Origin of the sequence: Bradyrhizobium elkanii USDA 76 (genome assembly GCF_023278185.1) — a bacterium.
GTDB classification, from domain to species: domain Bacteria; phylum Pseudomonadota; class Alphaproteobacteria; order Rhizobiales; family Xanthobacteraceae; genus Bradyrhizobium; species Bradyrhizobium elkanii.
On the sequence record NZ_CP066356.1, the window covers coordinates 4,283,492 to 4,296,576 of the forward strand.

Annotated in this window: 16 protein-coding genes and 1 tRNA gene; 9 read left to right on the forward strand and 8 right to left on the reverse strand. The window is 65.0% G+C overall.

What is annotated here, in order from left to right; translation table 11 throughout:
* Window positions 1-24 precede the first annotated feature (24 nt).
* The 3 genes from JEY66_RS20765 (at window position 25) to JEY66_RS20775 (ending at window position 2,560) form a co-directional block, all read left to right on the forward strand.
* On the forward strand, window positions 25-690 hold the full coding sequence (locus JEY66_RS20765; protein ID WP_016841399.1) for a DUF4166 domain-containing protein: 666 nt from the start codon (window positions 25-27) through the stop codon (window positions 688-690).
* Window positions 687-2,123 carry a TIGR01777 family oxidoreductase gene (locus JEY66_RS20770; protein WP_018272052.1) on the forward strand — a complete coding sequence of 479 codons (1,437 nt, stop codon included), beginning with the start codon at window positions 687-689 and terminating at the stop codon, window positions 2,121-2,123. The genes JEY66_RS20765 and JEY66_RS20770 overlap by 4 nt, the downstream gene beginning before the upstream one ends.
* 74 nt (window positions 2,124-2,197) lie before the next feature.
* Entirely contained in the window at window positions 2,198-2,560 is a 363-nt protein-coding gene (locus JEY66_RS20775; protein ID WP_129965101.1) for a hypothetical protein, read from the forward strand.
* Window positions 2,561-2,578: 18 nt separating this feature from the next.
* Here the strand turns inward: JEY66_RS20775 and JEY66_RS20780 are convergent, their stop codons facing one another.
* Entirely contained in the window at window positions 2,579-3,436 is an 858-nt protein-coding gene (locus tag JEY66_RS20780; RefSeq protein WP_018272050.1) for a LysR family transcriptional regulator, read from the reverse strand.
* 114 nt (window positions 3,437-3,550) lie between these two features.
* Here JEY66_RS20780 and JEY66_RS20785 point away from each other — a divergent pair, with 114 nt between their 5' ends.
* The gene (locus JEY66_RS20785) at window positions 3,551-3,976 is read left to right on the forward strand and encodes a tautomerase family protein (protein ID WP_018272049.1); all 426 of its coding nucleotides are present in this window, start codon (window positions 3,551-3,553) and stop codon (window positions 3,974-3,976) included.
* A gap of 3 nt (window positions 3,977-3,979) precedes the next feature.
* Here the strand turns inward: JEY66_RS20785 and lipB are convergent, their stop codons facing one another.
* Window positions 3,980-4,708, reverse strand: coding sequence for a lipoyl(octanoyl) transferase LipB (lipB, locus tag JEY66_RS20790; protein ID WP_018272048.1), 729 nt, complete (start codon window positions 4,706-4,708; stop codon window positions 3,980-3,982).
* Window positions 4,709-4,768: 60 nt separating this feature from the next.
* Between lipB and JEY66_RS20795 the strand changes: the two genes are divergently transcribed.
* The 3 genes from JEY66_RS20795 (at window position 4,769) to JEY66_RS20805 (ending at window position 5,729) form a co-directional block, all read left to right on the forward strand.
* Window positions 4,769-5,014: a FliM/FliN family flagellar motor switch protein gene (locus JEY66_RS20795; protein WP_021080574.1), complete on the forward strand. Its 246-nt coding sequence runs from the start codon at window positions 4,769-4,771 to the stop codon at window positions 5,012-5,014.
* Between the two features lie 93 nt (window positions 5,015-5,107).
* Window positions 5,108-5,192: transfer RNA gene (locus JEY66_RS20800), tRNA-Leu, on the forward strand.
* Between the two features lie 255 nt (window positions 5,193-5,447).
* The gene (locus tag JEY66_RS20805; RefSeq protein WP_370143546.1) at window positions 5,448-5,729 is read left to right on the forward strand and encodes a hypothetical protein; all 282 of its coding nucleotides are present in this window, start codon (window positions 5,448-5,450) and stop codon (window positions 5,727-5,729) included.
* Between the two features lie 41 nt (window positions 5,730-5,770).
* Here the strand turns inward: JEY66_RS20805 and JEY66_RS20810 are convergent, their stop codons facing one another.
* The gene (locus JEY66_RS20810; protein WP_018272046.1) at window positions 5,771-7,150 is read right to left on the reverse strand and encodes a polysaccharide deacetylase family protein; all 1,380 of its coding nucleotides are present in this window, start codon (window positions 7,148-7,150) and stop codon (window positions 5,771-5,773) included.
* A 96-nt stretch (window positions 7,151-7,246) separates the two neighbouring features.
* On the reverse strand, window positions 7,247-8,062 hold the full coding sequence (locus tag JEY66_RS20815; RefSeq protein ID WP_018272045.1) for a polysaccharide deacetylase family protein: 816 nt from the start codon (window positions 8,060-8,062) through the stop codon (window positions 7,247-7,249).
* Between the two features lie 84 nt (window positions 8,063-8,146).
* Between JEY66_RS20815 and mgtE the strand changes: the two genes are divergently transcribed.
* Together mgtE and JEY66_RS20825 are read left to right on the forward strand one after the other, a co-directional pair.
* Window positions 8,147-9,568 carry a magnesium transporter gene (mgtE, locus tag JEY66_RS20820; protein ID WP_018272044.1) on the forward strand — a complete coding sequence of 474 codons (1,422 nt, stop codon included), beginning with the start codon at window positions 8,147-8,149 and terminating at the stop codon, window positions 9,566-9,568.
* A 127-nt stretch (window positions 9,569-9,695) separates the two neighbouring features.
* The gene (locus JEY66_RS20825; protein WP_018272043.1) at window positions 9,696-10,016 is read left to right on the forward strand and encodes a helix-turn-helix domain-containing protein; all 321 of its coding nucleotides are present in this window, start codon (window positions 9,696-9,698) and stop codon (window positions 10,014-10,016) included.
* A 621-nt stretch (window positions 10,017-10,637) separates the two neighbouring features.
* On the opposite strand, the gene arsC is transcribed toward JEY66_RS20825, so the two are convergent.
* From arsC to JEY66_RS20845, 4 genes are read right to left on the reverse strand one after another with little or no spacing between them, the layout of a single operon-like run.
* Window positions 10,638-11,039, reverse strand: a complete 402-nt coding sequence (arsC, locus tag JEY66_RS20830; RefSeq protein ID WP_018272042.1) for an arsenate reductase (glutaredoxin) — start codon at window positions 11,037-11,039, stop codon at window positions 10,638-10,640.
* Window positions 11,036-12,097, reverse strand: coding sequence for an ACR3 family arsenite efflux transporter (gene arsB / locus JEY66_RS20835; protein WP_018272041.1), 1,062 nt, complete (start codon window positions 12,095-12,097; stop codon window positions 11,036-11,038). The genes arsC and arsB overlap by 4 nt, the downstream gene beginning before the upstream one ends.
* Before the next feature lie 4 nt (window positions 12,098-12,101).
* A complete protein-coding gene (locus JEY66_RS20840) occupies window positions 12,102-12,629 on the reverse strand; it encodes an arsenate reductase ArsC (protein WP_018272040.1) in 528 nt (175 codons plus the stop codon).
* The gene (locus tag JEY66_RS20845; RefSeq protein WP_016847441.1) at window positions 12,622-12,984 is read right to left on the reverse strand and encodes an ArsR/SmtB family transcription factor; all 363 of its coding nucleotides are present in this window, start codon (window positions 12,982-12,984) and stop codon (window positions 12,622-12,624) included. Before JEY66_RS20845 ends, JEY66_RS20840 begins: the two co-directional genes overlap by 8 nt.
* Window positions 12,985-13,085: the final 101 nt, after the last annotated feature.

The window sequence follows — 13,085 nt, forward strand, 5'->3', positions numbered from 1 at the left end:
GCGGCGGCGTAACGAGAGTGTGCGATGGCGTCAGCAAGGATATCCACCTTAAAGACAGCGCCGGCTTCCGATACCAAGCTGCTCGACGACCATCGCTTCCGCGCATTGCTGTCGGACGAGGATTGGGGCCGCCTGCCGGTTGCCATCTGGCGGCGCTTCTCGAAACGGTTTGAAGACGGCAACACCGTCGTCTATGTCGGCGAGGTCGAGGAGGCCTCGTGCAGCCGCATCGGCTGGTGGCTGGCGCAGGCCGCGCGGCTGATCGGCGGGCCGTTCCCGACCGGCACCGAAACGCGCGTGCCGATGATCGTCACCGTCACCGAGGACGCGGCCAGCGGCGGCCAGGTCTGGACCCGCATCTGCGCGCGCCGCGACGGCTTTCCGCAGGTGATTCATTCCGCCAAGCGTTTTGCCGGGTCCACCGGGCTCGAGGAATATGTCGGCTTCGGTGTCAGCATGGCGCTGCGGATCGCGGTCGAGCACGAGGCGCTGGTGTTTCGCAGCGTCGGCTATTCGCTGCAGCTCGGCCCGTTTCGGATGCCGCTGCCCGAATGGCTCACACCCGGCGATCTCACCGTGACCCATTCCGATCTCGGCTGCGGCGACTTCCGCTTCACGCTGGAGATCATCCACCCGCGTTTCGGCCGGCTGATCCGTCAGTCCGCTGTGTTCAGGGAGGCCACGCCATGACGCCGCTGCTTTGGACGCTTGTCGCCATCCAGATTGCGATGGGCGCATTCGATACGTTCTATCACCACGAATTCACCGAGCGGCTGGCCTGGCGTCCTTCGCAGCGCCACGAGCTCCAGCTGCACGGCGTGCGCAACATGCTCTATGCGCTGGTGTTCCTCGTGCTCGGCTGGCTGGAGGTGCACGGCATTCTAGCGATCGCCATCATGGCCGTCCTCGTCGTCGAGGTCGTCATCACCTTGATGGATTTCGTCGAGGAGGATCTGAGCCGAAAGCTGCCGTCGAGCGAGCGGATCAATCACACGCTGCTGGCGATCAACTACGGCGCCATCCTCGTGCTGCTGGTGCCGGTCCTGATCGGCTGGGCGATGCTGCCGACCGCCGTCGCGCCGGCCTATGCGGGTCCGCTAACCCTGTTCGCGACCGCTGCGGCCTTCGGCGCCGCGCTGTTCGGCGCGCGCGACTTTGCCGCGGCCAGACGCCTCGGACGAATGGCCAGCGTGCCGGCCGCGACGCTGGTCGAGAAATTGCCGGCGCGGCAGACCGTGCTCGTCACCGGCGCGACCGGCTTCATCGGCAGCCGCCTGGTGGCGAGCCTCACCATATCCGGCCATCAGGTGATTGCGTTGATCCGCAATCCGGCAAAGGCCGACATGCTGCCGCCGCCGGTGACGCTGATCACGAGCCTTGACCAATTGCCCGCCGACTCCGGGATCGACGCCATCGTCAATCTCGCGGGCGAGCCGATCGGCAACGGCCTGTGGACCGAGGCCAAGCGCCGCAAGATCATCGCCTCACGTATCGACATGACGTCTGACGTGATCAAGCTGATCGCGCGCCTCGAACGCAAGCCGTCGGTATTCGTGAGCGGCTCCGCGATCGGCTGGTACGGACTCTGGCAGGACCAGGTGCTGACCGAGTCGGCGAAATCCCACGCCTGCTTCAGTCACGAATTGTGCGAGGCCTGGGAGAATGCGGCCAAGCCGGCCGCGGATCACGGCGTGCGCGTGGCATATTTGCGGATCGGTCTCGTGGTCGGCACCGATGGCGGCTTCATCACGCGGATGCTGACGCCGTTCGAGTTCGGTCTCGGCGGCCCGCTCGGCTCGGGCAAGCAGTGGATGTCGTGGATCGAGCGCGATGACCTCGTGCGCCTGATCGCGCATGTGATTGCGAGACCTGAACTGTCCGGTCCTGTCAACGCGACCGCGCCGATCCCGGTGACCAACACGAAATTCACCGAGGAGCTCGGACGCCGTCTGCACCGGCCGGCGATCTTCCGCGTGCCGGCGGCGCTGCTCCGTGCCGTTGGCGGCGACTTCGCCGACGAGCTCCTGCTCGGCGGCCAGCGCGTGCTGCCGAACAAGGCGCTGAGCAACGGCTTTGTGTTCCGGCACGAAACCCTGCGCAGCGCGTTCGATGCGATCTTGTGAGGAGACCCCGGATGTGCAGCACCTGTTCCCGTGCATTCGGAGGTTGGCTTGCGGGCTGTGGCGCCGCGACGGCGGTGATTTCCGCCGTCGGTCAAACCATTCTGATGATGACGTCGCACGGCGATGTCGCGCGGCTGCTCTACGGCATCGTCGTGATGTTGCCTCCGTCGGCCGCGGTCTTCATCATCACTTGTCTGCTCACAGCAATTCCCACTGTGATCGTCGTCTGGTTCACTGAGGAGTTCCATATCCGAGCCGCGGGATTTTTCGCCTGCGCAGGCGCGGCGATCGGCGCGTTGTGCATCACTGTCCTTCTACGATCCCCGGCTGTCTGGACATCCGGACTGGTTTGCCTGTTCGTCGTGGCCGGGTTTGTTGCCGGCCTGACCTACTGGTTCGTGATGTGCGAACTGGCGGCAGGCGAAGACTCGATGTGAACCGCTACGATGTTCAACCTATGCTGCCGAGGCCACGCTCCGAAACGTCGCAGCCAGCGTCCTGAGTGCCGCGAGCTTGGCGGGATCGCCGACCTTCGAATGCAGCATCACCTTCGACGTGCCGAGCCGAGGTAGCTTGTGGGCAGGGCCGATATCGACCAGGCCCGGCGGCGCGATGCGGCGGACGAGGGGCGCGACGGCCAGCCCTGCAAGCGCGGCCGCCACCACCGCGGTGACGCCGCCGCCGACGAAGCTTTCGGTCCACGCGATGCCGGCCTTGTCCAGCGCGCGCACGGCGAGGGCGCGCACGCCGCAGGGCGGCGCCAGCGTTGCCAGCGGCAACGCATCGCCGCGCGGCCAGACGAAGCGTTTGGCGGCGAACCAGCCGAATTCGTCCTCGGTCAGTTTCTCGCCGCCGCGCCGGCTACCTTCCTGGCGCACGATCACGGCGTCGAGCTCGCCGCCATCGTAGGCATCGAGCATTTCGCGCGAGAAGCCGATGGTCACGGAGAGGGCAAGCTGGGAGGCCATCGCGTGCAGCCGCTCCAGCAGCGGCACCAGCTCCGGGCCCGCGGCGTGATCGCTGATCCCGAGCGTGAGCTGCTGGCGCGCCGGTTTCTCGCCGGCCAGCGCGCGATCATGCACCTCGATCAGCGCGCGGGCGTGGTGCAGGAAGGCCGCGCCGTCGGCGGTCAGCCGCACCGCGCGCGGCGAGCGCTCGACCAGCCGCTTGCCGAGCACCGTTTCGAGCCGCTGCAACTTCATGCTGATCGCCGCCTGCGTGGTGCCGAGTGCTTCGGCTGCCCGGGTGAAGCCCTGCAGCTCGGCGACGAGGAGGAAGGCCTGCACGGTGTCGATGTCGAGCGTCGTCGTCATGATCAATGATCGTTATCATTGCTATCCAGCTTGATAAGATACCAAGATGATGCGCAAAGGTCTAGCTAGAGGGCGCGCGATTGACCGCGCCAACCAAGTTCAAGGAGACCGAACATGCCCCTCATCACCGTCACCTATGCGACGTCCCGTGAGAGGCCGTCGCTGAAGTCCGACATCGCCGCCGCGGTGTCGGAGTTGACCGCCGGGATTCTGCACAAGGATCCCAAGGTCACTGCTGTTATCGTGAAGTCCGCCGACGCCGCCGACTGGTTCGCCGGCGGCAAGTCGCTGGCCGAGCAGGGGCTTGCGAGCTACTGGCTCGACATCCACGTCACCGAGGGCACCAACACCAAGGACGAGAAGGCGACCTATCTCGCGGCACTGTTCAAGCGGATGGGCGAACTGCTCGGGCCGCTCCACACCGAGAGCTACGCCCATGTCGACGAGGTGAAGGGCGATGCCTACGGCTTCGGCGGCCTCACCCAGGAGCGCCGCTATATCGCCGGCAAGCTCGAGATCGTGCCGCAGAACGCGGCGTGAAGCCTATGACGTCGCTTCCGGCAGGCGCGCTGCGCTATCGCCGAACACCGCGGAAAAGGCCTGCCGGAGCGCGATGTCGACATCGGCCATCGTGACCGGCAATCCGAGATCGACCAGCGAGGTGACGCCGTAGCGCGGATCGACCACGCCGCAGGGCACGATGGCCTGGAAGTGCGATAGATCAGGCTCGACATTGATCGCGATGCCGTGGAACGAGACCCAGCGGCGCAGCCGCACCCCGATCGCGGCGATCTTGTCCTCATGGCCCGGTCCCTTGTCTGGGCGCCGTACCCAGACCCCGACGCGGTCCTCGCGGCGCTCGCCGCGGACGTTGAAGGCGGCGAGGGTGCGGATGATCCATTCCTCCAGCGAAGCGACATAGGCGCGCACATCGGGCCGGCGCCGCTTGAGGTCGAGCATCACATAGGCGACGCGCTGGCCCGGGCCGTGATAGGTGACCTGGCCGCCGCGGCCGCTCTGGAAGGTCGGAAAGCGCGGCGCGAGCAAATCGTCGGCCTTGCCGCTGGTGCCGGAGGTATAGAGCGGCGGGTGCTCGAGCAGCCATACCAGTTCGGGAGCCGAGCCCGCCGCGATCTTCGCCACCCGGTCATCCATTGCGGCGAGCGAATCGGGGTAGGGCACCGCGCGGTCCGAAACCCGCCATTCGACCGCTTCGCCGCCCGAAGGGCGCGCAAAGGTCGTCAAATCGAGGCTCTGGCGGTCGTTAACCATTAGCTAACCCTAACGTGGTCAGGTGAACCCACAATCTAGTTCCCCGTTGGCGGTCCAGAAGTGCCCACCCTCGATAAAGTCAGCGTTGATCTCATGGTGGTCCTCGGCACCACCACGATGCCGATTCACCAGGTCATGCGGCTATCCCGCGGCGCCATCATCGAACTCGATGCCACCGAGGCCGACGAGGTCAAGATCCTCGCCAACAACCTGCCGGTGGCCAGCGGCGTGGTCTTGGTCGACCGAAACCGGATTGCGGTCGAGGTCAAGCAAATGCTGCCGAAATCTCCCGGCGTTCGCAGTTAATTCCCGCATTAATCGCCTTGTCCCTGCATCCGTGATTTGTTACATGGCCCCGTCGATCCGGCGGTGCCTTCGGGGTTCCATCCGGTATCCCAAGCGCTCGTGGCGGAATTGGTAGACGCGCTGCCTTGAGGTGGCAGTGGGTAACACCGTGGGGGTTCGAGTCCCTCCGAGCGCACCACACCTCAGCTGATCCTTGAAATCGCTGGACTTTTCGGAGCATGGCCGCTCGCCGGCTATGCCGGCCCGTGCCTCGGGGGGGGGGCAGGTCCGACGAGAGGAGGCGCGTGACGTGGAGGTGCCGGTCGATGCGGTCATGTAACACCGGTCAGGTAGATTCGCGGATGCATGGCCTTACCGGTTTGGTGTTGCCGACCGAAGCCGGCCGCTTTCCCCCGATTACGCGGCCGCAAGCCTGCCCCACCCGGAGCGCCTGATGATCTTTGCCAGCTACGCCTACCGTGTCATCTCCAACTTCGTGTTTCTGGGGCTGGTCTATTTCACGCTGAACCTTCTGGAGAAGGACGAGCAGCGCGCGACGGTCGCGATCCTGATCCTGGTCTATGCGGCGATGCACGCCTTTTCCGGCCTGCGCTCGTTCTATTTCTTCCAGCGCATCGAGCGCCTGGTGGGTGAGACGCGGCGGCCAATGTCACTGTGCTCAGGCATGCCGGCGAGATCAAATCCTATATCGACATCTTCTTCCTGGCGCTGGTGATCCTGCTCTGCGTCGCCAAGATCATGGCCAGCTAGATCACGTCAATCGGGCACGCGCTTGCCGGCCGCCGCCGCCTCGGCGCGCGGCGTGCGCTTCTTCAAATTATTGGCGACGTGGACTGAAGCATTGTCCGCGGCCGGCGGCGCGACATGCAAGGGGGCGCCGTGCGCTCTGCCGTGCGCCGCGGCGGGCGCCTGATGCGCGGCGTGCTTCGGATGCCCGGCCTGGCGCGCGGAGAACGCCTGCGCGCGCGGTACGCCAGCGCCTACGGCCGCGCGCTGCGCCAGGCGGCGATTGGCCGTCGATCGGGCCGCGAGCAAGGTCAGGTCGAGCGCTTCGGGAACGCGGAACACGTCGGACGCCGGGACCGGCAATGTCGAGACCGATGCGAACCGCGCAAGCTGCGGCTGCGGCCACAGCGTGCGGACGGGCATCGCGACCCGGGTGCGCTGTGCGTGGTCGAGGATGTCGGCATCGCGCCAATCCATGTCGGCAAGCACCGGGGCAGGCAGCGCCCGCGTCGCGGTGAACACGAAGTTCGGAATTTTGGGCCAGCGCGTGGTCGCCACCGTCTCGGTCGGTGGATGCAGGTACCATTGCTGCGGCTGGGTCGGCGTCGCCGGGCGATCGGGCGTTGCGGGCACGACATGAACGATCCGGTAGCCGCGCTCCTTCAGCGTGTTGAGGATGCGCGGCAGCGCCGCAACGGTGCGCGGCTGGATGTCGTGCAGCAGCAGGATGCCCTTGCGCTTGGCTTCGATCCGCTGGATCGCGAGGTCATAGACCCGCTGCGGCGAGATGTGGCGCCAGTCGTCCGCGGGGAAGTCGGCGCTCCAGACCTGGATGCCCTGGGACGCCAGATAGGCCTCCGGGATCTCGGCGCGCATCAGGCCGGGAATCCGGAAGAACGGCGCGAGCTTGCTCTTGTCGCCATTGAGGGCGGCGAGCGTCGAGGCGATGCCGTCGTCGACCTCCTGCCGCACCTTCTCGAGCGGCATCTTGTTCATCGTCAGCGGATGGTTCTGGCTGTGCGTGCCGACGGTATGGCCGGCCGCGATCAGCTTGCGCACGCCCTCTGGATTAAACCGGGCCTGGGAGCCGATGGTGAAGAAGGTCGCCTTGACGCACTGGCTGGCGAGAATGGCCAGCACCTGGTTGCTGTATTTCGGCAGCGGCCCGTCGTCGAAGGTCAGTACCACTTCGTGATCGGCGAGCGGCAAGGTCTCCGGATACTGCATGGTGCCGATCCGGGGATGCTCCTTGGGATCGACGACGAGGGTCCGCGAAGTGCCGAGTGCGTTGGGGTTAGGGCAGTCTGCGGCGAGGGCAGCGTACGGCGTCATCAAGCCGCAGCCCAGCAGCGCCGCACGGACCACGGTCCGCGACCGCTTCCGGATCATCACCAGGACGTTTGCAATCATCGAATCTCGGCCGCATTCCAAACGCACTGACGAATCCTTAGGTGCGGCGCCATGAATGCCGCCTTAACGGTCTGTAATCCACCTAGGGTCCCGGGTTCAATGTGTCCGGTCGGACACGGTTTTCATCGCCGCCGGGACGATGTGGACGACGTGGTAATTATGCTCCTGCAGGTACCTCAAGAAGGCGGGCAGCATCTCGGCCGTCCGCATTTGCGGGTCATGCAGCAGGATAATTCCCTTGCGGTGGCCTTCGAGCCGCCCGGTAAGCAGCTTGAGTTCCTCCTCGGGGGCCATCTTGTTCCAATCGCTGGCCCAGAAATCAGCTCCGAACACCGCAATACCGCGCTTTTCCAGGTGGCCGAGCAGGGCGGGCGTCGACTCGAAATAGGGGAACCGGAAGAACGGCGTGCTCGGAATCGTGCTCGCGGTCCCGCGCAGGGCCTTCTGGACCGCTTCGATCCCCAAGTTGATGTTCGCCTCGGCCTGATCCGTCGGCATCCTGTTGAGATGCGGATGGTCCCAGCTGTGATAGCCGATGGTGTGGCCGAGGCGCGCGATCTTGCGGACCATATCGGGATGATCGGCCGCGTTGCGGCCGACCATGAAAAAGGTGGCCTGGACGCATTCGGCCGCCAGCGCTGTCAGCACCTTGTCGGTGACCCCCGGCGTCGGTCCGTCGTCGAAGGTCAGCACGACTTCGCCATCCCTGAGCGGCAGGGTCTGCGGAAAGCTCTTCAGCCCGACGCGCGGATAGGTCGCGGGGTCGACCTCGAGCACACGTGAGGTACCGAGCGCGTCCTTGCGCTGGCATTCGGCGGCGTGCGCCGAGCCGAACAGCGCAACAGGCGCGAGCGCGACCAGCGCCGCGAAAGCCTTCCGGAGCGGTCGCGGTGCGCTCGACATCTTTCTCATTGCACTGGGCCCCACCGATTAGGTAATCCGTTCCGCACTCATCCAACCAGTTTTTCCCCTCCTGTCAAACCGGCGAAACACGGCATGGCCGAGAATTTCGACGTTGCCGAACCCGCCGAGGCCGATCCGCTGGCCCGGATGCCGATGCGGAACGAGGAGGGCGAGCTCCGCGGCGAATTCGTCGCGGCGATCACCCGGGCCATCCACGCCGCCGACCGGCCACTGCTGTGCGAGGTGGTGGCGGAACTGCACGAGGCCGATCTCGGCGACCTGATCGCGGCGCTGGAGCCGGACGACCGCGTCACCCTGGTCGAGATCACCGGCACCGATTTCGACTTCTCGGCGCTCAACGAGGTCGACGAGACCGTCCGCGAGGAGATCCTCGAGGAACTTGAGCCGGAGACGGTTGCCGAAGGCGTCCGCGAGCTCGAATCCGACGACGCCGTCGAGCTCCTGGAGAGCCTCGACGAGGAGGACCAGGAAGAGATCCTGGAGAAGCTGCCGGCGGCCGAGCGCGAGGACATCGAGCGCAGCCTGCTGTACCCGGAGAATTCCGCCGGCCGGCGGATGCAGACCGAGTTCATCGCGGTGCCGCCGGATTGGAATGTCGGGCAGGCGATCGACTACATGCGCGACACGCCGGATCTGCCTGACCGCTTCTACGAGATCTATGTGGTCGACGCCGACAAGCATTTGCTCGGCGCGGTGCCGCTCGACGTGCTGCTGCGCACGCGCCGCCCGGTTCCGGTCAAGGACCTGATCGACGAGGACCGCCGCCGGGTCTCCGCGCTGGAGGACCAGGAAGAGGTCGCGCGGGTGTTCGGCAAGTACAACCTGGTCGCAGCTCCCGTGGTCGACACCACCGACCGGCTGGTCGGCGTGATCACCATCGACGACGTCGTCGACGTGATCGAGGAGGAGGCCGACGAAGACTTGAAGGCGCTCGGCGGCGTCACCAGCGACGAAGAGCTGTCCGACACGGTGTGGACCATCGCCCGCGGCCGCTTCAACTGGCTCTTGGTCAATCTCGCCACCGCGTTCCTGGCCTCGTCGGTGCTCGGCCTGTTCGAGGGCCAGCTCGAGAAGATGGTGGCACTTGCGGTGCTGGCGCCGATCGTGGCGAGCCAGGGCGGCAATGCCGCGACCCAGACCATGACGGTCGCGGTGCGCGCGCTCGCCACCCGCGAGCTCGGCCCGTACAACGCGATGCGGGTGGTGCTGCGCGAGACCATGGTCGGGCTCGTCAACGGCATCGCCTTTGCCGTCATCACCGGCGTCGCCGCGGTGGCCTGGTTCAAGATCCCCGGCCTCGGCATCGTGATCGGACTTGCGATCATCTGCAATCTGGTGGCCGGCGCGCTCGGCGGCATCCTGATCCCGATGGTGCTGGAACGGGTGCGGGCCGACCCCGCGGTCGCCTCCGGCACCTTCGTCACGACCGTCACCGACGTGGTCGGCTTCTTCTCGTTCCTCGGCATCGCCACGCTGTGGTTCGGGCTCAAGTAACGCGCTCGCGGGCAGGGCGGCGCATGGTTCGGGCGCGAGCCGCGCCGGGCCGCTTACCGTTAATCCGAACTTAACACGCTTCATCGATGATGCCGCTATCTCCAAGGGGGCCATCACGGGGGCCATCATGCAGCGGTTGCGGCTCAAGGCGGACGGACGGATCGTCGAATTGCGCGACGGGCAGGAAATTCCGCTCGCGCCCGCACATCCCGATCAGGCGGCGATGCAGCCTGCGGCCGCGCAGCCGGCCGTACGCGATCTGCGCCGCCGGGCCCGGCTCACCCAGCTCGAATTCGCCGCCAAGCTCGGCGTGCCGGTGGAAACCATCCGCAACTGGGAGCAGGGCAAGCGCGCGCCGCGCGGACCTGCCCGCGCGCTGCTTGCGGTGATCGCCCATTCGCCGGAGACGGTGTTCGCCGCGTTGTCGAGCGAGCCGACGGCGGCTTGAGCGGGTAGGGCGTACTTCGCCATCAGTATCAACCAACTGATCGCGCACTGCGCTGGCTGTGAGTCGAAGGCTGTGAGTCGAACTTCCGCATTCTCGCGACATGATTTGTCCGAGCTTTGCTCTTCGTTCCGCCCTCTCTTGAACAGAGGGCGCAGGGAAAGCCGGGTGCCGATCGCACCCATGGGCCCCGTGCAAAAGGTAGAAAGCACGGGGGTAGGACCACAGGTGTAACCGGATACAACCCGGCTTTCCCTGCGCGATGGTCTTCCGGCTTATACGTGCTCTCCCCGGTGAGACTGGGCTTTTTTGTCACCGTCTTCGCAACGACGCATTCACGTCCTGCGAAGAGACACCTGCCGCTAGGGCGTCAGGCCTGCACGATTTCACCGTCCGCGTCATGCGCACTCGTCAGTTGCGCTTGCCGCGTCCACCGCATCTCACCGCAACACCCGTGACGATGCGCAGCGCCCCTCGATCGGGTGAGACGGGTGCATCTATACACTGAGTTGTTCTTCGGATAAAGCGAAATATTTTCGCGCGCGAGGATTGACAGGTTTTGCTGAGTTGCCCGTCGGGGCCGATTGTCGCACCCAGTGGTGCTGCGTCGGCCGTATCAGCCCGTCATCGCGCCGCTACCACTTCGCCGTCTTCCTTCACGAACCGTCCAACCGGTGAGTCCAGAAGATCGATGACGGCCTCCGATGGCCGGCACAATCGCACGCCTTTTGGCGTCACCACGATCGGCCGGTTGATGAGAATGGGATGCGCCAGCATGAAATCGATCAACTCCTCGTCCGTCCATTTCGGTTGGTCCAGGCCGAGCTCCTTGTAAGGCGTTCCTTTCTCGCGCAGCAGGGAGCGCACGGGCATTCTCATCGTGGTAATTAGCTCCTTGAGCGTCTCGCGTGACGGCGGCGCCTTGAGATATTCGATGACGACGGGATCAGCGCCGCTCTGGCGGATCATCGCCAGCGTGTTGCGCGAGGTGCCGCAATCCGGGTTGTGATAGATCGTGACGGTCATTGACGCGCCTCCATTGCTGACACCGGTGCCGAGACGCCAGTTCCGGCTTCATACCAGCCTCTCGTTGCCTTGACGATGCGAACCACCGAGAGCATCACGGGGACCTCAACGAGAACGCCCACGACCGTCGCCAGCGCGGCTCCGGAATCAAGGCCGAACAGACTGATGGCGGCGGCCACCGCGAGTTCAAAGAAGTTGCTGGCGCCGATCAGGGCCGCAGGAGCGGCCACGCACCAGGCGACGCCGAAACGCCGGCTCAGCCAATAGGCCAGCCCCGCATTGAGGTAGACCTGGATCAGGATCGGCACCGCCAAAATTGCGATGACGGTCGGCTGCCTGATGATCTGCTCGCCTTGAAATCCGAACAGCAAAACGAGGGTCGCAAGCAACGCGACGAGCGAGATCGGCTGCAGCACACGCATGGTCCGGTTGAATGCTCCGCTGCCGCTGCGCAGCAGCGCGCTCCGCCAGACCTGTGCGATGGCGACGGGCACCACAATGTACAGGACCACTGACAGCAGTAGCGTCCCCCAGGGAACGGTGATTGATGCGACGCCTAACAGGAGGCCCACCAGCGGCGCGAACAGGAACACCATGATCGTATCATTCAGCGCGACCTGACTCAGCGTGTAGTGAGGCTCGCCCTCGCAGAGGTTGGACCATACGAACACCATCGCGGTGCAGGGCGCAGCCGCGAGCAGGATCAGGCCCGCGATGTAGGACGAAATCTGTCCGGGCGGGAGCAGGGGAGCAAAGACGTGGCCGATGAAGAACGATCCCAGCAGCGCCATCGAGAACGGCTTGACGGCCCAGTTGATGAACAGCGTGACGCCGACGCCCCGCCAGTGCTCGCGAACCCGGCCCAGCGAACCGAAGTCGATCTTGAGCAACATCGGCACGATCATTAGCCAGATGAGCATCGCGACCGGCAGGTTGACCTTGGCGATCTCGGCGGAAGCGACCGCGCCGAAGAAGCCGGGCATGATGTGCCCAAGTGCGACGCCGGCCACGATGCAGAGCGCGACCCAAAGGGTGAGGTATTTTTCAAAGATGTTCATTGTTTCATGCCACGTCGTTTCGTGAGGACGTCGCGCCCTCGGAACGCCCGATCTCGCGCAGCTTGGTGCCCAGCGAGAGCTTGTCGATGCTTCGCAGTGGAAGGTTGATGAAGAAGCCGATCCGGTTCTTCAGGTATCGGAACGCAGTCATGAAGGCCGCCTGTTTTTCCAGCTCGGTGCCCGTGGCCTCGGCAGGGTCTTCGATACCCCAATGGGCAGTCATCGGCTGACCCGGCCAGACCGGGCAGGCCTCGCCGGCGGCGTTGTCACAGACGGTAAAGACGAAATCCATCACCGGCGCATCAGGAGCGGCGAATTCCAGCCAGCTCTTTGGGCGCATGTCATCAACCGGGTAGTTCAGGCTCTCGAGCGTGTGCAGCGCCAACGGGTGCACCGCGCCCTTCGGAGAACTCCCGGCAGAAAAGGTTCTGAAGCGGCCGGCTCCATCTTTTCGCAGGATCGATTCTGCGAGGATCGAACGCGCGGAATTGCCGGTGCAGAGGAACAGCACGTTGTACGGATGGTCAGGCACGGCTTCGCTCCTTTCGCGCCGGAGGGCAACACGGTTGCAAGCTTTCGACGACTGGCGCGCAGACCTCGGGCCGGCCGTCGCAGCAATCACGAAGCAGGAACACAGCGACGTTGCGAAACTCGTCCAGGTTGGCGCGATAGACGATTGATCGGCTCCGCCTCTGCGATCTGACGAGGCGGGCCCGGGTGAGGATCGACAAATGAGCCGACAAGGTGTTCTGGGGCACTTCCAGGAGACGGGCGAGATCGCCCGCGGCCAATCCCTCGGGTTCGTGTTTGACGAGCGCCCGGAATGCTTCCAGACGGGTCGACTGCGAAAGGGCTGCGAGGGCCAGAACGGCTACTTCAGTTTCCATATATCCAGATTTATGGAAATGTTGCCGAGAGTCAACCGGATTTTGCGTTCGGTGCGACCGATGCATCCGGATATTTCGAATATTCTAGAAATATCGATTGA